The sequence below is a fragment of the Paenarthrobacter sp. NPDC090522 genome, from assembly GCF_044769225.1.
Classification (GTDB): Bacteria; Actinomycetota; Actinomycetes; order Actinomycetales; family Micrococcaceae; genus Arthrobacter.
Genome location: NZ_JBIVXL010000003.1, coordinates 239,976 through 266,427 on the forward strand (window position 1 = coordinate 239,976; position 26,452 = coordinate 266,427).

At 64.7% G+C, this 26,452-nt stretch carries 17 protein-coding genes; 9 read left to right on the plus strand and 8 right to left on the minus strand.

The features are described from left to right. Nucleotides 1-93: 93 nt before the first annotated feature. The 5 genes from ACIQT2_RS05000 to ACIQT2_RS05020 form a co-directional block, all read right to left on the minus strand. Nucleotides 94-6,228, minus strand: coding sequence for an Ig-like domain-containing protein (locus ACIQT2_RS05000; protein WP_402944137.1), 6,135 nt, complete (start codon nucleotides 6,226-6,228; stop codon nucleotides 94-96). A gap of 151 nt (nucleotides 6,229-6,379) precedes the next feature. Then, a complete protein-coding gene (locus tag ACIQT2_RS05005; protein ID WP_400331117.1) occupies nucleotides 6,380-7,555 on the minus strand; it encodes an adenylate/guanylate cyclase domain-containing protein in 1,176 nt (391 codons plus the stop codon). Next, nucleotides 7,545-8,138 (minus strand): PH domain-containing protein, encoded by a 594-nt coding sequence (locus ACIQT2_RS05010; RefSeq protein ID WP_400331114.1) that lies wholly within the window; start codon nucleotides 8,136-8,138, stop codon nucleotides 7,545-7,547. The genes ACIQT2_RS05005 and ACIQT2_RS05010 overlap by 11 nt, the downstream gene beginning before the upstream one ends. Continuing rightward, on the minus strand, nucleotides 8,131-9,045 hold the full coding sequence (locus ACIQT2_RS05015; protein WP_400331112.1) for a biotin--[acetyl-CoA-carboxylase] ligase: 915 nt from the start codon (nucleotides 9,043-9,045) through the stop codon (nucleotides 8,131-8,133). Before ACIQT2_RS05015 ends, ACIQT2_RS05010 begins: the two co-directional genes overlap by 8 nt. Nucleotides 9,046-9,102: 57 nt before the next feature. Beyond that, nucleotides 9,103-9,966, minus strand: a complete 864-nt coding sequence (locus tag ACIQT2_RS05020) for an SDR family oxidoreductase (protein ID WP_400331109.1) — start codon at nucleotides 9,964-9,966, stop codon at nucleotides 9,103-9,105. Nucleotides 9,967-10,230: 264 nt separating this feature from the next. Between ACIQT2_RS05020 and ACIQT2_RS05025 the strand changes: the two genes are divergently transcribed. The 5 genes from ACIQT2_RS05025 (at nucleotide 10,231) to ACIQT2_RS05045 (ending at nucleotide 16,083) form a co-directional block, all read left to right on the plus strand. Then, a complete protein-coding gene (locus tag ACIQT2_RS05025) occupies nucleotides 10,231-11,814 on the plus strand; it encodes an acyl-CoA carboxylase subunit beta (protein ID WP_402944142.1) in 1,584 nt (527 codons plus the stop codon). A 44-nt stretch (nucleotides 11,815-11,858) separates the two neighbouring features. Beyond that, a complete protein-coding gene (locus tag ACIQT2_RS05030; protein ID WP_387434159.1) occupies nucleotides 11,859-12,050 on the plus strand; it encodes an acyl-CoA carboxylase epsilon subunit in 192 nt (63 codons plus the stop codon). 50 nt (nucleotides 12,051-12,100) lie between these two features. Further along, nucleotides 12,101-13,783 (plus strand): DUF885 domain-containing protein, encoded by a 1,683-nt coding sequence (locus tag ACIQT2_RS05035; protein ID WP_402944145.1) that lies wholly within the window; start codon nucleotides 12,101-12,103, stop codon nucleotides 13,781-13,783. Nucleotides 13,784-14,037: 254 nt separating this feature from the next. After that, nucleotides 14,038-15,471 (plus strand): dicarboxylate/amino acid:cation symporter, encoded by a 1,434-nt coding sequence (locus ACIQT2_RS05040; RefSeq protein ID WP_400331101.1) that lies wholly within the window; start codon nucleotides 14,038-14,040, stop codon nucleotides 15,469-15,471. Nucleotides 15,472-15,564: 93 nt separating this feature from the next. Continuing rightward, entirely contained in the window at nucleotides 15,565-16,083 is a 519-nt protein-coding gene (locus ACIQT2_RS05045) for a YbjQ family protein (protein WP_402944149.1), read from the plus strand. A 102-nt stretch (nucleotides 16,084-16,185) separates the two neighbouring features. Here ACIQT2_RS05045 and ACIQT2_RS05050 read toward each other — a convergent pair whose 3' ends face one another. Next, entirely contained in the window at nucleotides 16,186-17,574 is a 1,389-nt protein-coding gene (locus ACIQT2_RS05050; RefSeq protein WP_402944375.1) for a DUF222 domain-containing protein, read from the minus strand. A 380-nt stretch (nucleotides 17,575-17,954) separates the two neighbouring features. On the opposite strand from ACIQT2_RS05050, the gene ACIQT2_RS05055 reads away from it, so the two are divergent. Both ACIQT2_RS05055 and ACIQT2_RS05060 read left to right on the plus strand, forming a co-directional pair. Next, nucleotides 17,955-18,647, plus strand: coding sequence for a TetR family transcriptional regulator (locus ACIQT2_RS05055; protein WP_402944152.1), 693 nt, complete (start codon nucleotides 17,955-17,957; stop codon nucleotides 18,645-18,647). A 1-nt stretch (nucleotide 18,648) separates the two neighbouring features. Continuing rightward, on the plus strand, nucleotides 18,649-21,174 hold the full coding sequence (locus ACIQT2_RS05060) for an MMPL family transporter (protein WP_402944154.1): 2,526 nt from the start codon (nucleotides 18,649-18,651) through the stop codon (nucleotides 21,172-21,174). A 208-nt stretch (nucleotides 21,175-21,382) separates the two neighbouring features. On the opposite strand, the gene ACIQT2_RS05065 is transcribed toward ACIQT2_RS05060, so the two are convergent. Beyond that, nucleotides 21,383-21,865, minus strand: a complete 483-nt coding sequence (locus ACIQT2_RS05065; RefSeq protein WP_402944156.1) for an HAD family hydrolase — start codon at nucleotides 21,863-21,865, stop codon at nucleotides 21,383-21,385. Nucleotides 21,866-22,149: 284 nt separating this feature from the next. On the opposite strand from ACIQT2_RS05065, the gene ACIQT2_RS05070 reads away from it, so the two are divergent. Then, entirely contained in the window at nucleotides 22,150-22,806 is a 657-nt protein-coding gene (locus ACIQT2_RS05070; protein ID WP_402944159.1) for a Maf family protein, read from the plus strand. Between the two features lie 120 nt (nucleotides 22,807-22,926). After that, nucleotides 22,927-24,741, plus strand: a complete 1,815-nt coding sequence (locus tag ACIQT2_RS05075) for an acetyl/propionyl/methylcrotonyl-CoA carboxylase subunit alpha (RefSeq protein ID WP_400331082.1) — start codon at nucleotides 22,927-22,929, stop codon at nucleotides 24,739-24,741. Nucleotides 24,742-24,812: 71 nt separating this feature from the next. Here the strand turns inward: ACIQT2_RS05075 and ACIQT2_RS05080 are convergent, their stop codons facing one another. Next, complete coding sequence (locus tag ACIQT2_RS05080) at nucleotides 24,813-26,222, minus strand: MFS transporter (RefSeq protein ID WP_402944162.1); 1,410 nt, start codon at nucleotides 26,220-26,222, stop codon at nucleotides 24,813-24,815. Between the last annotated feature and the right edge of the window lie 230 nt (nucleotides 26,223-26,452).

A 26,452-nucleotide genomic window follows, 5' to 3' on the forward strand; every position in this document is an offset into this window, starting at 1 on the left:
TTTGACAGCATACTGTCTTCGCAGCAGGCGGCGCGATGGGTACAAGTACCCGGCGTAACGGCGGGGCTTGGCTCTGCAACCATGGGGTCAGCGTCAGCATCGGGGTGCTCCGAGGCCTGCTGGATCGCCCAGGTACGTGTGACCTGCAATGATGTAGCGTCCAACGTTGCGGTAGGAACCGGATTCGATCCGCCACCAGCGCTGCATCCCTACCCAGCCGTCCGTCTGGTCGATGTAACAACGGACGACGATTTGCCCTTGGTCCGAGGTGTACATCCACGGAGGCTGGTTGCCGCCCTTGCCGTCACAGGTGTACTTGTTCGGATCGTAGTTCGATCCACCCAGGGTGTAGCTGCACGAGCGTTGCACAGCACCCGGGTTCATGGTGGTGGTCCATTCACCCTTCTTGCCGGACTTGGCGCTGGCGCTGGCCACCGGTCCACCTTGGCCCAGGGAGTTGAACGTTTGCACATCAATGGTCCGGGTCTGTTCATAGCCGCCGGTGTTGATGGTCCTGCTGCCCGAGGCCGCCACGGTTTCCCATCCTCCGCCGTTGATGCGGATCTTGGTGGTCCGGACATCGTTGCTTGCTGAGGACGGCGAAGACCAATTGAGGGTTACCGATGGATCATTCATGGCACCGTTCGTACCCGACGCGGACGGCGTTCCCGGCGCCCCGTACGGAGTGGCTGATGCCGGCGCACTCGCATCCGAACTCGGCGCCACCGAGGACTGCGCCGTCACTGTGATGTTGCTGGCCTGTCCATTGGCGAAGCCACCCACGGTCTGTCCCGGCTGGATGGGTCCGGATTGTCCGGTGCTGGCACGGTAAGTGTAGCTGACCTCGCTGGCGCTCGAGCCGTTGCGCTGGGCCTGGTTGAGCACAGTGAAGTTGATGGTCACTTGTCCGCCCGCTCCCCCCGTGTTCGCCGGGGTTGCGCTGACGTTGCCTACGGTTCCCAGCTTGCCGGTGGCCCGTCGCGGGGCGGACGCGGCACTGACCCCGCCCTTCCCGGCCTTGTTCTCGGCCTGGACCGTGAACGTGTACCCGGTTTCGGAGTTGTTGGCGGTAAACGTCGCGGTGCGGACGCTGCCAGCCACCGTCTGGGTTTGCGGGCTCCCACCGCCACCGCTCATGGTGACGTAGTAGTTCTTGATCGGGTCGCCGTTGATATCCGGCTCGGTCCAACTGGCCCGGAGCTGGTTTTGGGAGCCAACGGAAGACACGACGGCGGTAGTCGGCGCCGCGGGGGCACCGGGGAGGCCCGCCGGGTGGTCTTCGGCGGAGTACAGGCTCCAGTCCGAGGGACCGAGGTCGTTGACTGCCTGGGCCCGCACCTTGTACTTCACGCCGTTCGTGAGGCCGGGCCAGGTGTAGCTGAGCCCGGTCACGTCGTTCATCACCGCAATGCCGTTGGCAGGGGGCGGCGAGATTTCCAGGTTGTAGTGCTTCACGGGCGAGCCCTCGGTCTTGGCGGGGGTCCAGGTGATGGCCAGGTCCTTGTCGCCTGCTTTGACCGTGGGCGGCGCTGGCGGCGAAGGCTTCTCATCGGGCCTGATCTCGTTCGATGCCACCGAGGCTGGGGACTCCCCTACGTCGTTGGTGGCGGTCACGGTGAAGACGTACTTGACGTTGTTGGTCAGCCCGGTCAGCGTACACGTGGTGGTGGGGCATTCCTGCTGGAAGCCCGCCGACTTGACGGTGTACTTGGTAATCGGCGCGCCATTGTCCGACGGCGGCGCCCACTTGAGCACGGCAGTGCGGCTCCGGACGTCGGTTGCCGTCGGTGCCGATGGCGCGTCAGGTTTGTCCCGGACGGTGATCCGGACCCGGCCAACGGCCTGCCGGCCAGGATCGTCCGTCTTGTCCTTGATGGTGTACCTGACCACCAGCACGCCCTTGGACCCGGGAGCCGGGGTCACGGAAATCGAGTCTCCGGATATGGACGGTTGCCCGGCGGTTGAACCCGTCTCGGTCACGGCCGAAACGATCGTGAGCGGTTCGCTGAACGGGTTGAAGTCGTTGCCCAGCACGTTGACCGTTTGCGGCTTGCCGGCATCGGCCTTGTCCACGGTGTCGTCATTGGCCACCGGCTTGGGGCGGTTGGAGGACACAACCGTGACAGTGACGGCTGCCTTGACGGGCTCGGACCGCCCGTCGGTGACGCGCAGTGGAAGGACGCCGCGGGCGCCCGGGTTCAGGGAGCCACCCGGAGTGACTTTCAGGACAGTGCCGTCAATGCGTGCGTCGAAACCGCCCGGCTGCTGGCCGTCGAACTCGAACTTGAGCTTGCCCTGGTCCTGCTCATCCACGTCTTTGGCAAGGTTGCCCAGTTCCAGTTCGGTGGTATCGCCCTTGGGCGCGTCCATGGAGGCTCCGCTGAATGTTGGCGGATGGTTGGCGTTCGGGTCAGGAAGCACCTTGGTGATGATGGTCAGTGTCGATTTCAGGCCCTCGGAGTCGTCAGGCCCTGAACCATCGGTCACTTCGAAGGTTATGGAGCCTGGCCCCACGTAGTCTGCCTGCGCTGCGTAACGGAGCGCCGTGCCGTTTCCGGCAATGACATTCAGGGGGTCGCCGCCTTGGACTTTGATGGCGTCCGCAACGGTGATCCGGGGGCTTCGACCTTCCCGGACCTTGACGTAGTCCGCCAGGGACAACGTCACTTCCTTGCCGGCGGTCACCTCCACCACGTCCGTCTTGGCCAGCGTCGGGTACTGCAGCCCCTGGCCGGGAATCCACATGACGGCAGTCGCGGACTGTCCGTCGATGTCCGTGACGGTATAGGGAATCAACTGGTCCACGGGAGCCAACGTAACCACCACGTTGCCGGACGTTCCCACCCGCGCGTTCGGGTTGCCGTCCGGAAGGGAAATCTTCAGGTCCTCGGCCACGCCATCGGGATCGGAATCGTTCTTCAGCACCGGCACATCCACGGCGCTCTTGCCGAGCGTTTCCGCGAGCGTCACGTGGTCGTCCACGGCAATGGGGGCGTGCAGGGGTGCAGTGGCACTGGTCTGCACACGGATCACGGCGCTGGCTTCGGCTTTCTTGTCATCCTGGATCCGGTAGCTGACACTTTCCACCCCGGCCACGCCAGGCGCCGTCAGGACAGCCTTGCCGGCGGCAGCCTCTACCTGGAGCTCAGGCTTGGCCTCGAACGTGGGCACCAAGGCGATGGGATCGCCGTCGGGGTCTGAGTCGTTCTTGAGCACATCGACGGCGACGCGCCGTCCGGGACGGACGTCGATGACGTCGTCCACGGCGATCGGCTTCTGGTTGTCCGCTTCCGCGGGGGCGATTCCTACGATCACGGTGCCGGTGTTCTCGGCCCCGATCCTGTCCCGGACCCGGTAACTGAAGGTGTCTGTTCCGGCGGACTTTCCACCGGCCGTGTATTCGAGGTACCCGTCCCGGAGGATGGCTGTGCCAAGGGAGGGTGCCTTGTCGATCCCGATCAGCTGCACCGAGTCGCCGTCGGCATCGATGCCGTCCAGCGGAACGGGAACCCGCACGGTCATCCCGGCAACCACCCGCGCCGTCAGGTTCTTCGGTTCAGGACGGGTGTTCGCAGCATCGTCGCGCGCGCGGATCCGGATGGTCACCTGCTGGGAATCCGTCTGCCCGGACGCATTGCTTACTTTGTAGATCGCATAGACCGTCTTGGCCTCTTCGCCGGCGATGAACCGGAGCGTTTTGCCTGCCACGAACATGCGCCCATCCGCTTCGTCCGGCTGCTGCGCCAGGACGGGGTCCAGGGTGAGATCGCCCCCGTTGGGATCGGTATCGTTCTCCAGCACGGGAATGGTCACCACATCCCCGGCACGGACAGTGACTTCGTCCGGCTTGGCCTGCGGAGCCTGCAGCTTGGTGGGTGCGGGGACCACTTGGACGGAAATGTCCCCGGTGGCCGAGGACTTCCCGTTGGAAATCGTGTACTTCAGCGACAACTGGCCCTCGGCCCGGATGTCAGTAATCTTCACCACCGAATGGTCCAGGACCGCCACGCTGACCGGAAGGCCATCGGCCGCCGTAACCGACTGCACTACCAGCACTCCGCCGGCAGGATCCGAGTCATTGCCCAGGACGTCCACAACCGTGCTCCCGCCGCTGGGCAGCAAGGCGATATCGCGAACGGCTACCGGCGCGCCGTCGCTGTTTCCGGAGACCACGTCCACGCGAACCAGTTGCTGGGCGCTCGCCGGTCCGTTGGTGACCATATACGTGACGTAGTGTGCGCCCACTGCGGTGGAATTGAACGTGAAGGTCTGCTGGTCCGGTCCCACCACTGCAGTGGACTGGCCGTCGGGCTGTGCCTGGGCCAGCCGCAATGTGCCGCCCTGCGGATCGGTGTCGTTCTTCAGGGGCGCAATGACGGTGTCCTGGCCGGCCACGGCCACCACGTGGTCCGCGTTCGCGATGGGCGGCAGTGCCCCGGCAGCGCGGACGTCCACGCTGATCTGGCCTTCGGTGGTCAGTGAGCCATCCGAGACGGTCACGTTGATCGTCTTCCGGCCCGGACCCGCGCCGGAGTCCTGGAACGTGAGCAAGCCATCGGGCCTGATCCGGACCTGGTCCGCGGGATCGCTGCTGGAGGCCGAGACCGCAAAGAGGTCATCGCCGTCGGGATCCATCCAGTCCGTCAGGATGTACTGGTTGGCGATCTTGCCCGATTGGACCACCAGTGTGGTGTTGCGGTTGGGTTTGGGCTGCGGAGCGTTGTTTTCTTCCGGCGGCACAATCCGCAGGTCCACCTCCGCGGACGCCGTCCCGCCACGGCCGTCGTCCACCGTGTACTTGAACGATTCCGAACCGGTGGTTCCGGCCGGGACCGCGATCTGGAAGCCGGTTCCACCGTAGACCGCGGACAACGCGCCGGACTTGAGCGGTTCTCCGGCACTGACCGTCAGGACATCGCCGTCGGAATCGGCGTCGTTGTCCAGGACGGGAAGCAACGTGGTCTTTCCGGCGCGCACGCCATAAGCGTCCGGTTTGGCCACGGGAGGCGTGTTGGGCTTGCTGCGGTCCGGAAGTACTGTCTGCTGGACCTCATCGGCGGAATCCTTGTCTGCATCGTCTGAGGTCTGCTGGGGCGGAATCACGTCCAGCCAGTTGTTCACCAGCTGCATGTTCTGGTTGACCATCCAGACGTTGCCGGAGTTGACGTCGTTGAGGACCACCAGGTCCCGGTTCACGCGGAAAACGTACGACGGCGATGCACTCGCCTTGGGTACATCGGCGCGGTGGCTGTCAGCCTGGTTGGCGCACTCGCGAAGGTACTTGTTGGCTCCGGACCAGGCGGCGTAGGTGCAGCTGCCCATGCGGACGGGCGCCGCAGGAATGCCCTGGCCATCGGGCTTGACGGTCTTGGCCGTCCCACCGTCCAGGGGCTGCAGGAGCAACGCACTCTTGGTAGCGATGGCCACGGCGTCCGCGTCGGGTCCGGCTTGCTGGAGTTTGGCGTCCTTGGCATCGTCCAGGTGAACAGTGGAGCCACCCGGAAGGACCAGGTTTCCGTTGGCCAGGTTCAGCACCACTGCCTTGTCCCCCACGGCTGTCAGCTGGACCTCACCGGCAGCTTTGAGGGCGTCGTCGGTCCGGACCCGGGAGTCCACCGCGTTGCCTTCTCCATCCACTGTGGTGGTGGTGAGCTTGCCGGTTTTGGGGTCCAGGGTGTGGATGGCGTCGTCAGCCCCAACTATGGAGGTGATTCCCGCGGATTGTTCGATCAGCGGCTTGGATTCGTCGCTGAATCCGCTGACGGATGTCGGAGAGACCGCCCACACCTTGCCCTTGGAAGGGTCCGTGACAGCCAGGACTTTGCTGCCGAAGCTCACCTTCGCGGAGCCCGGAAGTTTCTGGTCGCCGCCGAGCCGCATGTTCGCGGCACTGACGGGGTTGATGGTTGCCCCGCGCGAGTCGTCGATGAAAATATCGCCCGCTTGCTGCAGGATGTCGAAATCGTCGCTGGCCGGGACCACCGCTCCGTCCAGAGACTTGGACGGGTAGTTCAGGCGGCCGGCAGCGTTGTTGGCCTTGCTGACCACCCACACGCCGCCGTCGTTCAGGTCCACTTCGGTGGTTTTGAACCCCGGGTAGAGAATGGCGCCGGTGACAACGACAGCAACGGCCACCACCAGCGACGCTGCCCCGATGACCCTGTTGCGGCGCTGCTTTGCCGCGCTGTTTCCGGGCGCCCGGCGGCCAGGCCTCATGGACGGTGCCATCAACAATCCCCCGTGAAATTGGCAGCCGTCACCCTTCGCGCGGCTGGCTTGACGCGAACAGTCACCCAGCCTACCGGTTTAATCCATCGATTAGCGAAGATGTGATGGGTACAACTGCCCGTTCACGGCCGATCGACAGCCCGGCCGGGGACTAGTCGAGGACCAGGCCCCTGCCTTGGCCGCGGGCCAGCATCACGGGGTGGATTTCACCGAAGCCGCGCACATTTTCCGAAGCCTGCGGGACCAGCACAAAGCGCTCGTCCTGCCCCAAGGCAGCCGCCGTCATGGCATCAACCAGCACCGTTCCCGGCTGGGCCAAGCTGGTCAAACGCGCCGCCAGGTTCACCGTGGGTCCATAGATGTCACCGAGGCGGGACAGGATGCGGCCCCAAACCATGGAAACGCGGGCCTGCGGAAGAATCTCGTCCTCCGTGAACGCATGAGCCAGCGCCAGGGAAATCTCGGCACCGGCAGCAGGCGTTTCAGCGATATACAGGACTTCGTCGCCCACGGTCTTGACCAAGCGTCCGCCACCGACCGAGATGATTTCGGCGCATTTGTTTTCGAAGCGCTGCACCATTTGCGCCAGCGTCTTCTCGTTCATGCGGCGCGACAAACTGGTGTAGGACACCAGGTCGGCAAAGCCTACGGCGCGGGCCAGGGGCAGCGGAGCATCGTCTTCGTCACCTTCACGGCCTTCCTCGCTGGCCTGGAGACCCGCTTCGGCGCGGACGGCCAGCCGTTGCACGCCGGCGTTGAGTTGACGGCGGTAGGAGTAGACCAGGATCTCCTCCAGGGAATCCACCAAGGCGGGGAGTTGGTTCACCAATTGCTTGCGGGCAACGGCATCCGGGATCCCTTGCTCCTGGACCATGTCCTCCACCAGGGCTTCGACCTGCCACACCACCATGCGGTCCGTCATTTGGCCGATGGACCTGGTCACGGAGATGGCCGCTTCCTCAGTCAGGAGACCTGCGCGGACCAGGTCAAGGATGGTCGTCAACGCGGCCTGGTCCCGTTCCGTGAAGGCCACGTCCTCATCACCCCAGTTGGGGAAACCCAAAGCGCGCCACAGTTTCCGGGCGGACAGCACGGAGACACCGGCACCGGCAGCAACTTCACGACGGCGGAGCTTGCGTTCGCCGCCCAGCAGGCGGGCCTCCAGCGACTTAATGGCGAGCCGTTCCGCGGACATCACGCCGGTCGGCGGCCCGGTGGGCACAGCCTGGCTGGGTACTGGTTCCGTGTCTTCATCCACTGAAGGTTCGGGTACGGCGTCGAACTCCTGGTCCAGGTCCTCGCCGGACTGCTGATCCTCAACGCTCATCTCTTCCACCTTCTCTCACTTCCCACGGCAATTCCTCAAAATCCGGCAGCACTTCTCCTTCGAGGACTCCGTCCCTCGGCAGATCCTCCAAGGCATCGATGATGAAGCCACGGAATTTCCCCACTTCGGGAACGTCCGCGAGGATCGTCATTCCGGAGTGCCCGGTATCCAAGGATATATTCCCCGAGTGCAAGGTCCGCTGGAGGAGGCTCTGCTGGATGCCTACATTGCGGACGGACATCAACGGAACCTGCCAGTCCCCTCGCCGCAGCATCCCGTGCTTGGCAATGATGCGGCGGCTTGTCAGGATGTAGCGCAGGGACCGCCACCGCAGGAAACGCTTGACGCTGTAGGCCAGGATCGCGAAGGCAGCGAGACCCAAGCAAACACCCATCAGCCACGGCGTCCATGCGCTGGTGATGAAGGGTGCCAGGCGCTGCGGATTTCCCTTGGCAATCCACGCAGTCGCATACCCGGCCACGGCGGGAAGAAGGATGAGCACCAGCACCGGAAAGAAAAGGGCGCGCGGCTGCTGCCGCGTGATGGTCAGCACCTGCTCCCCCGGAAGCAGTTCCTTACGCATAACCGCTTTCTGTGGCACGCAGGTGCACCACGTCTCCGGCCGTCACCACGTGCTCACGGCCTCCGTGGTCCACCACCAGCAGGGATCCGTGCTCGTCGAGGCGCGATGCGTGGCCCACCAGCTCATGGTCGCCGGGCAGGTGCGCCCGGACTTCGCGGCCCAGCGTGACCATGGCCGATTCGACCCGCTTGTGCAGCGAGGGTCCGCCGGCGAGTCCGGCCGCGGGGTCGCCTTCGGCGTTGCAGAAGCTCCGGTAGAGACGGGCGAAACTCGAAAGGTAACTCTTCAGCAGCGCGGTGCGGTCCGTCGTCGTGGTTCCTTCCAAGGCGAGCGACGTTGCCGTGGGGACGGGCAGTTCGTCCTCGGACAGCGTGACGTTGAGTCCCACGCCGAGGATCACGGCCGGGACCGAGCCGTCGCCCAGAGGGGTCATTTGCGCCAGGATGCCCGCGATTTTCCTTCCGTTGACCAGGACGTCGTTGGGCCACTTGATCTCCGCAGTGACTCCCGCGGTCTGCTGGAGCGCTTCGCGCAAGGCAACGGCGGCAAGCAGGGACAGCCAGGAATAGCTCTGCGTGGGAACGGGCATGCCCTCGGCCGTCACCGGACGGAGCACCATGGACACCGACACCGCCGAGCGCTCGGGCGATTCCCAATGCCGGTCGAGCCGCCCGCGCGCTGCTGTCTGGTGCTCGGCCGTCAGCACGGCCAGGTCTGCCCACTTCTTCGGCTCAACCGTCACGGCGCGCACCAGGTCGGCGTTGGTTGATCCGGTGGATTCCACGATGTTGAGCTGGGAAATGCCACTCGCTGCAAGGAAATCGGGCGACAACAGCGCCTCGCGGTCCAAGGCGGCGCGGAGCTGGGGCTCGTTCGGTTCGCGGCTTTCAGGCTGTTCGGCGTCCATAGCTGAATCCTATCCAGTTACCGGGCGCCGGACCGCTCCCCGGAGGTGTGAATCCGCTTAGAGGAAGATGTCCGGAACCAGCCGGTCTTCCGGCGCCCCGAGGCTGTACGGAGAGAAGTCGCGCACACCAGCCGCACGCAGGACTTCTTCGTCCGTATGGAAGTTGCCGGTCCCGTAGTTGCCCGCCCCGGCCAGGATCGCGTGGGCGGCGTCCGCCATGATTTCCGGCCCCCGGGCGGCCTGCACCATTTGCTGCCCACCGGGCATGTTCCGGATGGCGGCAGTATCGATCAAGGTGCACGGCCAGAGGGAGTTGACCTGCACGCCGTCGTCCTTCAACTCCTCGGCGAGCCCCAGGGTGGTGAGGCTCATCCCGTACTTGGCCATGGTGTACGCCAGGTGCATGCCCGCCCACTTGGGGTCGAGGTTCAGGGGCGGGGACAGCGTCAGGATGTGGCCATGCTCCGATTCACGCAGCGCAGGCAGCGCCATTTTGGACAGCAGGAAGGTTCCTCGGACGTTGATGTCCTGCATGAGGTCGTACCGCTTCATGTCCACGGCATCGGTGCGGGACAGGTCAATCGCTGAGGCGTTGTTGATCACGACGTCGATCCCGCCAAATCGCTCGACGGCGGCAGTCACGGCCGCAGCGACGTCCTCGTCCTTGCGGACATCCCCCACCAGGGGCAGGGCCTGGCCGCCTGCGGCGACCAGTTGTTCGGCCGCGGTGAAGACGGTCCCTTCAAGCTTGGGGTGCGGTTCGCCGGTCTTGGCCAGAAGGACGATGTTGGCACCATCGCGGGCAGCGCGTGTGGCGATGGCCAGGCCGATGCCGCGGCTCCCGCCGGACATGATGATGGTGCGGCCCTTGAGCGATCCCTGGGCGGTGTAAGGGGACGAAGCAACGTTGCTCTGAGTCATGGGGACACTCTAGCCCAGTTATGTTACTCACGGGTAACTTAGGGTGGTCCGGGTTGGCAGATGAAGGCACTCCTCCGCATCCGCCACGGCGAGCCCCATCGGGCAAGGGCGCCGAAAATTGTAGGGTTTCTACAGCGGTTCGCGGCAAAGGCGTCACTAGACTGGCCAACAGGGCCTGTTCTTTGTACGGAAGCTACTTAACCAGTTGCTTTCCCGGACATGGACCGCGCCAAGGAATATCAGCTACAGAGCCGGAGACACTTGATGAGCCACGATCTGACAACGACAGCGGGAAAGATCGCCGACTTCCGCGACCGCCAGGCACGTGCCGAGCAGCCTTCCGGCCCGGAAGCGATCGAGAAGCAGCACGCACGCGGCAAGAACACCGCACGCGAACGCATCGACCTCCTGGTTGATCCCGGCTCGTTTGTTGAGTTCGACGCCCTCGCCGTCCACCGCTCCACGGCCTTCGGCATGGAGAAGAAGAAGCCCCTCGGCGACGGCGTGGTCTCCGGCTACGGCACCGTGGACGGCCGCCTCATCGCCATCTACAGCCAGGACTTCAACGTCTACGGCGGCTCCCTCAGCCAGGTCAACGGCGAGAAGATCGTCAAGGTGCAGGAATTCGCCCTCCGCAACGGCTGCCCCGTAGTGGGCATCAACGACGGCGGCGGCGCCCGCATCCAGGAAGGCGTTGCTTCCCTGGCCATGTTCGCGGACATCTTCCGCAACAACGTCCACGCCTCCGGCGTCGTCCCGCAGATCTCCCTCATCATGGGTCCGTGCGCCGGTGGCGCCGCGTACTCCCCCGCCCTCACCGACTACGTGGTGATGGTGGACAAGACCTCCCACATGTTCATCACCGGCCCGGACGTGATCAAGACCGTCACCGGCGAAGACGTGGACATGGAAACCCTGGGTGGCGCACGCCAGCACAACGCCACCACGGGTACGTCCACGTACCTCGCGTCCGACGAAGCCGACGCCATCGAGTTTGTCCGCGAACTCCTGGACTTCCTGCCCTCGAACAACCTGTCTGAGGCCCCGGTTGTGGAACACGACCAGGAACTGGACATCGACGAGGACGATCTCGCCTTGGACGGCCTGATCCCCGATTCCGCCAACCAGCCGTACGACATGCGCAAGGTCATCGAGCAGATCGTCGATGACGCACACTTCCTGGAAATGCAGGCCCTTTACGCCCCCAACGTGATCATCGGCTACGGCCGCGTTGAAGGGCACACGGTAGGCATCGTGGCCAACCAGCCCATGCAATTTGCCGGCACGCTGGACATCTCGGCGTCCGAGAAGGCAGCCCGCTTTGTCCGGCACTGCGACGCCTTCAACATCCCCATCATCACCCTGGTGGACGTTCCGGGCTTCCTGCCGGGCAAGGACCAGGAATTCCAGGGCATCATCCGCCGCGGCGCCAAACTCCTTTACGCCTACGCAGAGGCCACTGTCCCCAAGCTCACGGTCATCACCCGGAAGGCCTACGGCGGCGCATACATCGTGATGGGCTCCAAGAAGCTCGGCGCGGACCTCAACCTCGCCTGGCCCACCGCCCAGATCGGCGTCATGGGTGCCCAGGGCGCCGTGAACATCCTCTACCGCCGCGACCTCGCCGCGGTTGCCGAGGCCGGCGGCGACGTGGAAGCCCGCCGCGCGGAGATCATCCAGGGTTACGAGGAAGAACTGCTCAACCCCTACCAGGCCGCCGAGCTTGGTTACGTTGACGCCGTGATCGCGCCGTCCGATACCCGCGTGCAGATCATCCGGGGCCTGCGCGCCCTGCGGGACAAGCGCGCCAGCCTGCCCACCAAGAAGCACGGGAACATTCCCCTGTGAGCGCGGCCCAGAACCCGGTACCGGCCAACGAGCCGGTGCTCCCCATGTTCTCCGTGGTCAAGGGAGATCCCACGCCCGAAGAACTTGCGGCCCTTGCCGCCGTCGTCGCTTCCGTTGGAGTACCCCAGACACCGGAACCGGCCGCCAAGCCGAACGTCCGCCACTGGGTGCGCCGCCAACAGTTGCGCCTGGACCCCACCCCGGGGCCCGGCGCGTGGCGGCGAAGCCGCGGCTGAAGCTTTCAATAACCCTTTCACATGGCGAAGGTGGCGGTTAGGCTCTTCGGGTGACTACTGCAAACACGCCCGTACGAGCCAAGTCCGCCATCGATGCCGTAGCTGACGCGTACACAGAAAAGCTGATCGAACTCAATCCCAGCTTCGCCACCACCTTGGGGCTTCCTGGCCACGAGACGGAATACCAGGACTACTCTCCCGCCGGGGCGGAAGCCCACGCGGAGGCCGCAAAGTTGGCCTTGGATGCCCTGGCCGGCCTTGAACCGGGCGATGACGTGGACGCCGTCACGCTCGACGCCATGCGCGAACGCCTCGGCCTGGAACTGGAAATCCACGAGTCGGGGTGGGACGCCGCAGACTTGAACAACATCGCGTCGCCCGCCCAGGACATCCGCGCCATCTTCGACCTCATGCCCACGGATACGGTGGAGCAGTGGGGACACATCGCAGGCCGGGCAGCCAACGTTCCTGGTGCAGTTGATGGCTACATCTCGTCCTTGCGCGCCGGCGCAGCCTCCGGGAAGGTCTCCGCGGCACGCCAGGTCCGCATCGTCATCGAACAGACCGGCCGGTATGCCGCCCCGGATGGTTTCTTCGCCAAACTCGCCGCCGATGCCTCGGCTGGCGGTACGCCGCTGCCGGCAGACGTCCAGGCAAAGCTCGACGCCGGCACTGCCGCAGCGCGTGAAGCGTACGGTGCCCTGGGGGCCTACCTGCGGGACGAACTCCTCCCCCTCGCCCCTGAAAAGGAAGCTGTGGGCCGGGAACGGTACGCCCTGGCCTCACGGTCCTTCCTTGGTGCGACGGTTGATCTTGAGGAAACCTACGCCTGGGGCGTCCAGGAGCTTGAGCGCCTGATCGCCGAGCAGGAAAAGGTGGCCGACCAGATCAAGCCAGGCGCTTCAATCGAGGAAGCCAAGAGCATCCTCAACAACGATCCCGCGCGGCAGATCAAGGGTACCGACGCCCTGAAAGCCTGGATGCAGGAGCTCTCCGACCGGGCCGTGTCCGAGCTCGCCGACGTCCACTTCGAGATCCCGGACGTCATGAGGACGCTCGAATGCATGATCGCGCCGACGGATGAGGGCGGCATCTACTACACCGGGCCCTCCGACGACTTCTCCCGGCCGGGCCGCATGTGGTGGTCCGTTCCTGCCGGTGAGGACACCTTCACCACCTGGTCCGAGACCACCACGGTGTTCCACGAGGGCGTTCCCGGCCACCACCTCCAGGTGGCCACGGCAACCTACCGGCGGGAATTGCTCAACAACTGGCGCCGCAACGTCTGCTGGGTCTCAGGGCACGGTGAAGGCTGGGCGCTCTACGCAGAACAGCTCATGCTGGAACTCGGCTACCTCAAGGATCCCGGCGACCACATGGGAATGCTCGACGGGCAGCGCATGCGTGCGGCCCGCGTGGTCTTCGATATTGGTGTGCACCTGGAGCTCCCCGTCCCCGAACGTTGGGGCACGGGCACCTGGACCCCGGAGAAGGGCTTCGACTTCCTCAAGGCCAACCTGGACATCAGCGAGGGCCAACTGCAGTTCGAATTCACCCGTTACCTCGGCTGGCCCGGACAGGCGCCGTCCTACAAGGTGGGCCAGCGGTTGTGGGAACAGATCCGGGCCGAGCTCGAAACCCGCGACGGCTTCGACCTCAAGTCTTTCCACAGCAAAGCACTCAACATTGGTTCGGTAGGCCTGGACGTGCTGCGAAGGGCGTTGCTGGGCTAGCGCTCTTTCGGCCGGGGAGCATAAGTCGCCGGGTTCGCACCTGCTCCCGCCGAGCGCACCACTCAGGCGCCGGGTCCGCACCCGCTCCCGCCGAGCGCACCAGTGGTTACGGGTGCGCTCGGCGACAATGGGTGCGCTGATATTTCCGACTGCCGGAGAGCAACGTCACAAACGAACACGGAATAACTTTTACGCACGTAACATTTCTAAACGTCCGTTCGCTATGTTATTCGCGAAGCACCTACCGTGTTCCGGTGAGCACCTCAAACACCATCACCCCCGCGACCGGCAAGACCGGTTCCCGGCTCCCCAAATGGGCCAGTTCCTTCGGCGTCCAGATCATCGCCGCCCTCATCGTCGGGTTGGTTCTTGGCCTGGTTGCCAAGTACACCGGCAGCACCAAGACCGCCCCCAACGGTCTCGGCGCTACCCTCGCGACGATCGGCTCCAGCTACGTCTCGTTGCTGCAGACCGCCGTCGTTCCCCTGATCTTCACCGCCGTAGTGAGTTCCATCGCGAACCTGCGCCAAGTGTCCAACGCTGCGCGCCTCGCCTGGAACACGCTGCTTTGGTTCGCCATCACCTCGCTCGTCTCGGTGCTGATCGGTATCGGCCTGGGCGTCCTCCTGCAGCCCGGTGCGGCCACCGGGATCACGCAGAAGGCGGAATACGCAGGCAAGACCGGCGACTGGTGGGCCTTCCTGATCGGGCTGTTCCCCAAGAACTTCCTTGGCCTGGGCGCGAACTCCACGGTCACCGAAGCTGCCAACACAGCCACCACGGTGAGCACCTCTGTGAACTTCAACGTCCTCCAGATCCTGGTGGTGGCGATCGCCGTTGGCGTTGCCGCCCTCAAGGTGGGCAAGCAGGCCGAAGCGTTCCTGACGTTCAACGCCTCCGCCCTGGCCGTGATCCAGAAGGTTCTGTGGTGGATCATCCGCGTGGCTCCGCTCGGCACCATCGGCCTGATCGGCAATGCCGTGGCCATCTATGGCTGGGACACCATTGGCTCCCTCGGCAAGTTCACCGTGGCCATCTACATCGGGCTGGCCTTGGTGCTCTTCGTGCTGTACCCGATCCTGGTCCGCACGCACGGACTCTCCATCAAGCAGTACTTCTCCGGCGTCTGGCCCGCCGTGCAGCTCGCCTTCGTTTCCCGCTCCTCCATCGGCACGCTGCCGCTCACGCAGCGCGTCACTGAGCGCAACCTCGGCGTTCCCTCCGGTTACGCATCCTTCGCCGTGCCGCTGGGCGCCACCACCAAGATGGACGGCTGCGCGGCGATCTACCCTGCCGTCGCTGCGATCTTCGTGGCCCAGTTCTTCGGCATCAACCTGGACTTCAGTCAGTACCTGCTGATCGTGCTGGTTTCGGTCCTCGGTTCGGCAGCAACGGCAGGCACCACCGGCGCCGTCGTCATGCTGACGCTGACGCTCTCCACGCTGGGACTGCCGTTGGCCGGCGTCGGCCTTCTCTTGGCGATCGACCCCATCCTGGACATGGGCCGCACCGCCGTCAACGTGGCCGGACAGGCCCTGGTCCCCGCGATCGTGGCCAAGCGCCAGGGCATCCTGGACGAGTCGCTGTACAACGCACCGCGCAACGGTGCCGCCTTCTCCGACGAGTACGCAGCCGAGACCGCTGCCGCTGCGGCTGACGAACGCGAACTGGCGGACGCCAAGGGCTAGGAACCTCGTTCCGGTAGCCTTGCGCAATCCCTTGGGGACTTCTCCCCAAGGGATTGCGCCATTTAAGGCCGGACACTGAGTAGGCTCAGGTTCATGCTGATCGTTACTTCCAATGAGATTCCCGGCCACCGCATTGACGCCGTCTTCGGCGAAGTCATGGGCCTTACCGTCCGTTCACGCGACATCGGATCGCAAATGCTCGCCGGTTTCCGTTCCCTGGGCGGAGGCGAGCTCCCCGAAATGACCAGGGCCCTGTATGAAAGCCGCCAGGAAGTCATGGCGCGCATGGTCAACGAGGCACAGCAGCGTGGTGCCAACGCGATTGTGGCTATGCGCTTCGACACCTCGGAAATGGGCACCAACTGGACGGAAGTCTGCGCCTACGGAACGGCCGTCTATGTCCTCCCCCTCGGTGAAGGTGAGCCCGGCGCTACCGGCCAGTCGATTTACCTGACCAAGCAGCCCCAGCAGGGCACGGGGCAGTCCGCCCCCTCCCAGCCGGCGCCCCCGACGCAACCGGGCGCGCAGCAGCCGGGTCAGCAGTTCCCCGGCCAGTCGCAGCCGGGCGCGCAGCAGCCGGGTCAGCAGTTCCCGGGTCAGTCGCAGTACTAGCCCCACCTCGGCAAACCAGGTCCCGTCCATGCTCGTGGCACCTCTCATTCGCGGCGCTTTGGCGAGCAGGGACGGGGCTTGCGTAAGCCTGATGCCCTCGCGCTACGGCCCACCCGGCAGACGGGCAGCCGGGTTCAATGCAGGACCATGCCCCGGCAGCGGCGGAGCCTTCGATCTGTAGGTGTGGCCCGTTGGCGTGGTCACTTCCAGGGTGTGCAGGCCCGGGTCGTGCGCACTCTGCCCACCGGTCGGTGGCTTCGCTGTCCAACCGGGGTTTTCCTTCGTGTGGTTGCACTGCTCGCAGAGCCCTGCGCCGTTGCGCAGGGTGGTTGGGCCTCCGGCATGCCACGGAACGATGTGGTCGATGTGCCGAATGGGCGCATCGCAGTAAGGCGTTCGACACAGAGCGTCCCTCGCCTTGATGAACCTCCTCATGCCGCCAGGAAAGAGCCTTGCCCTGGAATCCATGGCCACGAGTTCCCCGTTGGCCGGGGCGGTGAAGAGGCGGCGTAGATACACCTCGAATGCCGGATCCGACGGTGGTCTGCATCGCTCGAACGACTCATGCGTCCCCTCAGAAGGCCGCGGCGGCCCACACTCCCCGGGTGGCACCTGCCCAGGATGCCTCACCGGCGCGCCGGCCTCCACCAGCGGCAGCCCACACTCCCCGGGTGGCACCTGCCCAGGCTGCCTCACCGGCGCACCGGCCTCCGCTCGCGCCTGCTCAGCCCTGCCCACGAGCTCCCTTGCCCAACCACCCGGGACTATTCCGTACCCTTCAAGCCTTGCGGGCTCACTGTCTCCTTGGAACAGCGTGCGGTCCGTCATGACCAGCTGCACTTCCACCTTGGAAATGCCGCCCGGCGTACCCGTGAGTCTCTCGACGAGGGTGTCCGCCATGACTTGGCCGCGGGAACGTTCATCACCCGTCGAACGAGCCGAGTCAGCAGCCTCCGTCAGGGCTTTGTAGGCGGCTACCCCTTGGGCGACAGGAAGGAGAGCGGTGAGGATAGCCATGGTGTCCGGCGCCGGCCGAAGGCCCACATGCCGCTCCGAAGCCGCACGCGCCGCTCGTTGCGTCACTGAACGAGGATCCCGCCGATATGCGGCAGCCTTGGCAGCAGCGATGATCGAACGATCCCCGACGCCTTCGAAGGTTCCCATGTCCGCGGCGAGTTCTTCATCCACAGCGCAGCGATCCTCGGCTGACAAGCATGCAGTTTCCTTGACCAACAGCGTTGCGCGCCATTCGTTGAGCTGGCCGGCATCCAAAGCGGCCATCGTGTGGGGCATCTCGGTCACCAGCGCTTTGGCGAGCCCCAAGAGCCGTGAGCCGCGGTTCGGCGATTCACGCCGCGCCAACGCAATCTGGGCAGCAACCCCCTTGCCGCGTTCCGATGCCGGAACGCCCCGCTCAGCTTGGACCTGGCGCTGTGCGTGATCGAACGCTACGGCGATTTTGGCTTGGAGGCCGGAAATCGCGGACTTCATGTCCTCCAGGATGCGCAGTTGGTCAATCAACTGAGTGGCAACGGTCGCAGGATCAGCGCCGTTCCGGACGGCAGCGGACGGACCTGCAGCGCTCCGGACGGACGCTGACGGGAGCGCGGCCAGGGTCACAGCGTCTCGATTGAGGGCCTCCCGGAAGGTCTCCTGCCCACTACCCGAGGCAAGCGACCGCACGTCCCCCACCTCCGCTAGCAGCACCTCTTTTCCGTCCATGCCTCAACTCTTCCAGAGGGGTCTGACATTATTCGCGCCCTGCTTCGAGGCGTCTCCGAGACCTGTCGCGGGCGCCCCGGCGACGTGCCAATTTGCGCAAACCTTGAATCAAATTGCGCAGAGTGCAAAGTTGCACTTAGTGTAAGTATGTGACCCCAACCAACCCGTCGGCCACCACGGAGCCAAGTGCTCCCTCGCGCCGCGAACTCAACAAGGCCGCTACCCGTGCCTCCATTGCGGCAGCCGCCCTCGACCTGTTGCGAAGCAACGGTCCTGGAAACTTCACCGTCGAGGACATCGCCGCGAGCGCCGGCGTTTCCCGTCGGACTTTTTTCAACTACTTCCCAAGCCTCGAGGCAGCCCTGTCTTCGGTTGCCGACGGCTTCATGGACCGGGCCTTGGAGCAGTTCAGGCTGCGGCCCAGCGACGAAACCATCCTCGAATCAGCCCAGGCAGCCCTCATGGCCCTGGCCGATCCCATGTCCGTCGCCCCCATGGCGGAACTGTTCAGCCTGACCCAGGACAACCGCTCGCTGGCCCGTTCCGAACTCGAGGCGTGGGAGCACTGCACCGGACAAATCATCGATGCTGCCCGCTCCAGGTTGGGTCCGGATGTCAGCGAGCTGTACCTCTATGCCTTGGCCGGAGCCGTCATTTCCTGCGGCAAAGCCGCCATGACCGTCTGGTTCGCCGAATGCGGACCGGACCTGTCCCCCACATCCCTGGCGATCCTCCGCCAGCACCTCATCGATGCGATGGGGCTCCTCGGAGCCGGCTTCGCGCCGTCGTCGTTAGCGTCACTTCAAACAGCATCCGTTCCAACCTCCACAGATCGGTCCTGACATGGCATCGCTCCTTTACCGTCTAGGCAAGTTTTCGTATCGCCGCCGCTGGCTGGTCATCTCCCTGTGGCTGGCCGTTCTGGTGGCCGTGGGCGGATCGGCCGCTGCTTTCCACGGCACCATGTCCAACAACTTCACCATCCCGGGCACCGAGACCCAGCGGATGGCCGACAAACTGAAGGAAGCGCTTCCGGCGTCGTCCGGCGGTTCAGCCAGCGTGGTCTTCGACGCCGGTGACTCCGGCTTCGACCAGGCCAAGAAAGACGCCGTCGCGGCTGCCTTGGACAAGCTCAAGGCCCTGCCCGATGTCCAGGGGACGGTGAACCCCTTCACCACCCAGGAGCAGCTGGACTCCGCCGCCAGCCGGATCGCTGACGGCGAAGCGAAGGCAGCTGCCGGGCAGGCCCAACTGGACGCCTCCCGGGCCCAGATCACAGCCACGGAAGCACAGCTTGCGGCTGCCGAGCAGCAACTCGCCGCCTCGGGCCTTTCACCCGCGCAGATCGACGCTCAGCTTGGTGCCTCGCGCGCCGAACTGGCCGCAGGCAAGGAAAAGCTCGACGCCGGGACCAAGGAAGCTGCCGACGGGGCCGAAACGCTGGCGCTGGGCAAGCGGGAGGCCGCTGCGTCCGAGGGCCTCCGGTTCGTCTCCAGTGACAACAAGGCAGCGATCGCGCAGGTCCAGTTCAAGACCTCCATCAACGCAGTGGATCCCGCCGTCCGCAAGGAAGTCCAGGACATCGTCCATGGTGTCTCGTCCGCAGGCGTCACGGCCTACGCCAGCAAGGAGATCACCGAGGACGTCTCGCAGATCTTCGGCATCGCGGAAATCGTCGGCGTCGCCGTAGCAGCCGCCGTCCTGATCATCATGCTCGGTACGCTCATCGCCGCGGGCCTCCCCCTGATCATGGCGTTGATCGGCGTAGCAGTAGGCGTCGGGGGCACGTTTGCGCTGACCGGTGTGATCGACATGAGTTCCATCTCGCCGATGCTGGCCCTCATGCTGGGCCTCGCTGTGGGCATCGACTACTCCCTCTTCATCGTCAACCGGCACCGCAGCCAACTCCTCGCCGGCATGGATGGCGAAGAATCCGCGGCCCTCGCTACAGGCACCTCGGGCAACGCCGTACTGTTCGCAGGCCTGACGGTCATCATTGCGCTGGCCGCACTCGTTGTTCCCGGACTTCCGTTCCTGGCCGTCATGGGTGTTGCTGCCGCAGCGACAGTTGCCGTCGCCGTCGTCGTCGCTTTGACCCTGACGCCTGCAATCCTTTCGCTCATTGGCCGTCGCCTGATTTCCAAGCGAGCCTGGGCCAAGGCCGCGCGACACAACGCCGAACCCGGCCACGAGGCGGCCGATCGCGCCCTCGAAGAGAAGCGCAGCAACCGCGGCTGGGGCGGCCTCGTGACCCGCCATCCATGGGTTTCACTGGTTGCCAGCATCGTGCTGCTGGGCGCGCTTGCGCTGCCGGCCTCCCAGTTGCGTTTGGCACTGCCCGACGGCGGCTCGGAACCGGTGGATTCGCAGGCCTTCAAGGCCTATGACCTCACGCGCAACAGCTTTGGCGAAGGCATGACCGGACCCATCATCGTGGTGGCCGAATTCCCGGACGGGCTCAGCGAAAACGATGCCAAGGGCAAGCAGTACGACGTCGCCGACAAGCTGCGCAGCGTCGAAAACGTCACCGCCGCGGTTCCTGTGGCCTTGAGCGACGACCGCCGCACGTCCCTGTTCCAGGTCATTCCGAAGGAAGGCCCGGCCAGTGCCAGCACAGTAAACGTGGTGTCCGAACTCCGCGACAAGGGCACGGAAATCCGCGATCAAACCGGTGTGACCATCGGTTTGACCGGGCAAACCGCGGGCAACATCGATGTCTCGGCCAAACTCGGCGCCGCCCTGCCGCCTTACCTGGCGATCGTCGTCGGGCTGTCCTTGATCCTGCTGCTCCTGGTGTTCCGCTCGATCGTTGTTCCGCTGCTGGCGACAGGCGGGTTCCTGCTCTCGCTCGCCGCCGCCTTCGGCGCCGTGGTGGCCGTGTACCAGTGGGGCTGGCTGGGAAGCGTGTTCGACGTCGCCAACCCTGGTGCTGTCCTGAGCTTCCTGCCCATCATCCTGATCGGCGTATTGTTCGGGCTCGCGATGGACTATCAGGTGTTCATTACCTCGGGGATGCGTGAGTCCTTCATGCACGGCGAATCCGCCAAGCACGCAGTCCGCACCGGCTTCAGCCACGCCGCCGCCGTTGTGACCGCAGCCGCGATCATCATGGTCAGCGTGTTCTCCGGCTTCATCTTCAGCCACCTGACCATGGTCCGGCCGCTCGGCTTCGCGATGGCGTTCGGCGTACTGATCGATGCGTTCGTTGTCCGCATGACGATCGTGCCGGCCATCATGTACCTTCTCGGCGAGAAGGCCTGGTGGCTGCCCAAGTGGCTCCAGCGGATCCTGCCGGACGTGGATGTGGAAGGCGCCAAGTTACAGCGCTCCGACCGCAGCTCGGCAAGTTCCGGCGAACTCGTCCACTGACCCTCTATCACCAAACCGCCCCTTCCGACGAACGCTCTCTCACCGGTTGCCCCACGGGCGCCGGCAAGGGGGCGTTCGTCGCCTCATGCACCCTCCCCACCGGACCCTCTCTCACCAAACCGCCCCTCCCCGCGGACCCTCTCTCACCAAACCGCCCCTCCCCACCGGACGCTCTCTCACCAAACCGCCCCTGCCCGCGGACCCTCTCTCACCGCGACGCTCGGCGCATGACCTCAGCAATAACGTCAGCTGCGGTTAGGCCGGTAACCGTCGGGATGGCGTCATCACGGGACCAGGGAGTGCCACGCGAAACCCAACCCGTCCGCAAACCTGCGTTTCTGCCACCCAAGATGTCCGCTATGGGGTGATCCCCGACCATCCAGCCGTCGTCAAGGTCGGTATCCAGGCGTTGGGCGGCTATCTGGAATATCTCCCGCTCTGGCTTGCTGACACCGACCTCCTCAGAAATGACGATTGCATCGGCGTATTCTTCCAGCCCGAGAAGATCGATTTTCCGGCTTTGCTGTGCAGTGGCTCCGTTCGTTACGATGCCGACCCGCCAACCTGCCTCCCGGGCAGCCTCGAGCGCTTGTAGGTTCCGGGCGTCCATGGACATGAGATCAACATGCTCAAAGAGCAAAATCTGCACAAAGGCCGCAATGTCGTGGTTGAGCCCAAACTTGATCTTCATCTGCCCTGCGAGGGAAAGCCTCGACTCATATCCATCCCGGTCTGCCCTATGAGCCAATCCGCGTCGCGGCGTGGACGTCCGAGGCGTTGGACAAACTCTTTGGCCCACTGATCGAACGCTCACGCCCTGTCGACCAAGGTGTTGTCCAAATCTACGAGAAGCAGCATTCGCCCAGCCTAGGCTGCCGACGTGAGAGAGGGATCCCCGAAAAGGGGGAATCGGTGAGAGAGGGACCACCGAAAAGGGCGATTTGGTGAGAGAGGGTCCGTATTAGGCTGGGAGGCGTGACTCGATTGATCCTCGCCTCCCAGTCCCCTGCTCGTACCAAGCTCCTCACGGAGGCGGGCATCCGGCACGACGTCCTGGTCTCGGACGTCGACGAGGACGCCGTCCAGGCCCGCTACGGAGTGACCGACGCACACGACACAGCGCTCCTTCTGGCCCGTGCCAAGGCCGAGGCTGTCGCGTCGCTTCCCGAGTCTGAGGGAGCGTTGGTCATCGGCTGCGATTCCGTATTCGAGTTCGACGGCGAGTCGCACGGCAAGCCGTACACGGCCGAGGTCGCGAAGGAACGGATGCTCCGCATGAGCGGCTCGAAGGGCGTGCTGCACACGGGCCACTGGTTGGTGGACTGCCGCGACACGCAAGCAGACGTGGACGACGACGAGACCGCCGAAGGCACGGGCGCCACACTGGGTGCCGTCTCCAGCGCAGAAGTGCACTTCGCCCGGATGTCCGAAGACGACATCGACGCCTACATAGCCACCGGAGAACCGCTCCACTGCGCGGGCTCATTCACCATCGACGGCTTGGGCGGCGCCTTCATCCGCAAGGTGGACGGTGACCCGCACGCCGTCGTCGGTCTTTCCATCTCAACCCTGCGCGATCTGCTGGTCCACGCGAACGTTGGCATCACCGAACTGTGGGCACCACAGGCGTAAGGGACCAGTTTGTAGCAACCCTACAAAGGAACAGCGCTTCACACACGGAATCCCCCATCAATATGGGCGGAACCCTCACAATCGCGCTAGGCTCCCTGAAGGACAGAAGGAGTCAACAACTTGTCAGCTAACCCGGCGCAGCCCATTTCCAGCCCTCTTACCAAGGTCTTGATTGCCAACCGCGGCGAAATCGCGGTCCGCATCATCCGAGCCGCCCGGGACGAAGGCATTGCCTCCGTAGCCGTCTACGCAGACCCGGACCGCGACGCCCTGCACGTCCGCCTCGCCGACGAGGCCTACGCACTGGGTGGCAACACGGCCGCGGAGTCGTACCTGGTGATGGACAAGATCATCGACGTCGCCAAGCAGTCCGGCGCTGACGGCATCCACCCCGGCTACGGGTTCCTGGCCGAGAACGCCGAGTTCGCCGCCAAAGTGATCGAGGCCGGCATCAACTGGATCGGCCCCTCCCCCGCGGCGATTTCCGCTCTGGGCGACAAGGTCCAGGCCCGCCACATCGCCGAGAAGGTTGGCGCCCCGCTGGTTCCCGGCACGGCCGACCCCGTCCAGGACGCGGACGAGATCCTGAAGTTCGCCGAGGAATTCGGCCTCCCGGTTGCCATCAAGGCTGCCTTCGGCGGCGGTGGCCGTGGCATCAAGGTTGCCCGCACCATGGAAGAGATCCCGGAACTCTACGAATCCGCCGTCCGTGAGGCCGTTGCGGCCTTCGGACGCGGCGAATGCTTCATCGAGCGCTTCCTTGACTCCCCGCGCCACGTGGAAACCCAGTGCCTGGCCGACGCCCACGGCAACGTGGTTGTCGTCTCCACCCGCGACTGCTCCCTGCAGCGCCGCAACCAGAAGCTCGTGGAAGAGGCTCCGGCCCCCTACCTGAGCGAAGAGCAGATCAAGCGTCTGTACGAGTCCTCCAAAGCCATCCTTAAGGAAGCCAACTACCTGGGCGCCGGAACCTGCGAATTCCTGGTGGGCCAGGACGGAACCATTTCCTTCCTTGAGGTCAACACCCGTCTCCAGGTGGAGCACTGCGTGTCCGAGGAAGTCACCGGAATCGACCTTGTCCGCGAGCAGTTCCGCATTGCCCGCGGCGAGGCCCTCGGCTACGACGACCCCGAAGTCCGGGGCCACTCCTTCGAGTTCCGCATCACCGGCGAGGACCCGGGCCGGAACTTCATGCCGGCTCCGGGCACCATCAGCACGCTGAAGAACCCCACGGGCCCGGGCATCCGCGTTGATTCCGGCGTTGAGCAGGGCGACATCATCAGCGGCAACTTCGACTCGATGCTGTCCAAGCTCATCGTCACCGGCTCCAGCCGCGAGCAGGCCCTCCAGCGCTCCCGTCGGGCCCTCGAGGAGATGGTGGTGGAAGGCATTCCCACCGTCATTCCCTTCGACCTCGCCGTGGTCACCGACCCCGACTTCGCACCGGCAGAGGGCCCGTTCAAGGTCCACACCCGCTGGATCGAGACCGAGTTCGTCAACAACATTCCCGCTTGGGCACCCACGGGCGCCGGAGCAGACGCCTCCGACGCCGGTGAGCGCCAGCGCGTCGTCGTCGAGGTTGGCGGCAAGCGCCTTGAGGTGGTCCTGCCGTCCGGCCTGGGTGCCGGTGTTGCCGCTGCGTCCAACAGTGCAGGCGCCAAGTCAGGCAAGTCGAAGAAGCGCTCCCGCTCCGCCGGTGCTACCGCAGCCGCTGCCGGAGGCAACGCACTGACCTCGCCGATGCAGGGCACCATCGTCAAAATCGCAGCAGCCGACGGCGACGTTGTTGCCGAAGGCGACCTGATCGTGGTGCTCGAAGCCATGAAGATGGAGCAACCCCTCACGGCCCACAAGTCCGGTACGGTCCGCGGCCTGACGGCCTCCGCAGGCGAGACCGTTGCCGCCGGCGCCGTCATCGCGACTATCGAGGACTAACGGCACGTACCCCATAATGACGTCGGCCCCGCACCGTTTGGTGCGGGGCCGACGTCGTACTCGTTTAAGCGTCAGGCGACGTTGTTCTCGTAGTCCGTGTCCTTGGTTTCGCGCGTGAGCCAGAGCGCGATGAAGGTGATCACGGCGGCAACCGCCATGTACACGCCTACCAGCCAAGTGCTTCCGTTGGCGGCGGACCACAGGGCGATCGCGACGAACGAGGCAGGGGCTGCACCGATCATGGACGACAGGTTGTACGCAACGGCGGAGCCCGTGTAGCGGACATTCGCCGGGAACAGTTCGGGCAGGATGGCCGCCATGGGACCAAAGGTAAGGCCCATGAGCGTGAAGCCAACGATCAGGCCGACCATCGCGGCGGCCTGGCTGGGACCGAACATAGTGAACCAGAGCGCTCCGAAAACGAAGATGCCGGCCGTCACGCCCAGCAGGAACTTCCGGCGGCCCCACTTTTCGGCGAGCGGTCCGGAGACCACGGTGAAGATTCCGAAGAACACGACGCCAATGATCAGCATCCACAGGAAGTCGGACCGGGAGATGCCCAGACCGGGAACGAACGCTGCAATCTGCTCGGCCGTCATGGGTTTGCCGGCCTTCTCAGCAGCCGCCTGCGCACCTGCCAGCGTGGGCTTGGTGCCGTAGGACAAGGTGAACGTGGTCATGATGTAGAACAGCACGTAGGTGGCCAGCATGATGAACGTTCCGGCAACCACGGGGCGCCAGTGGTTTTTGAAGGTGGCGCCCAAGGGCAGCTTCTGGATCTTGTCCTGCTGGATCACCTTGGTGAAGGATGCGCTCTCGACGAGCTTGAGGCGGACGTAGAGTCCCACGATCACCAGGACGGCACTCAGGAGGAACGGCACGCGCCAGCCCCAGGCCAGGAACTGCTCCGGGGTCAGGGCAACGTTCATCCAGATGAAGATCACGTTGGCAATGATGAAGCCGATGGGGGCGCCCAATTGCGGGAAGGTGCCGTAAATGGCACGCTTGCCCTCCGGCGCGTTCTCGGTGGCAAGGAGCGCCGCGCCGCTCCACTCGCCGCCCAGCGCCAGGCCTTGGAAGAAGCGGAGAACCACCAGCAGGACCGGTGCCATGATGGCCCAGCCCGGCAGCGAGGCCTCGGGGAGCAGGCCAATGAGGAACGTGGCGATACCCATGGTCAGCAGGGACGCCACGAGGGTTCCCTTGCGGCCGATCTTGTCACCGAAGTGGCCGAAGACCACGGCGCCGATGGGGCGTGCGAAGAAGGCTACACCGAAGATCGCAAAGGCACTGAGCAGCGCGTTGATGTCGGTGGCATCGGGGAAGAAGAGCTTCGGGAAGACGAGGACCGACGCCGTCGCGTAGGCGTAGAAGTCGTAGAACTCGATCGTGGTACCGATCAGGCTGGCGAAGATCACCCGGCCCCGCGAGTTCACTGGCTTGGTGGACTCACCTTCCCTGGAGGGTGCAGTGGAAGACATGTAGTTAGCAGCTTTCGTTCACGCCGCCTGATGCCACGAAAGCCTTGGCGGCGATGGATTATTCGAGAGTTCAATAATAGTTCCCACAGTCCATTGACTGGACAACCAAGTCCATCATGTGGACCAACAGGAGAATCCCACATTGTGGTCTGCACCACAACCTCACCATCGTCTCACGCGTCCGTGATGCCGCAGATAGGGAAATGTCACAGCACGTTTACAAACCGCGA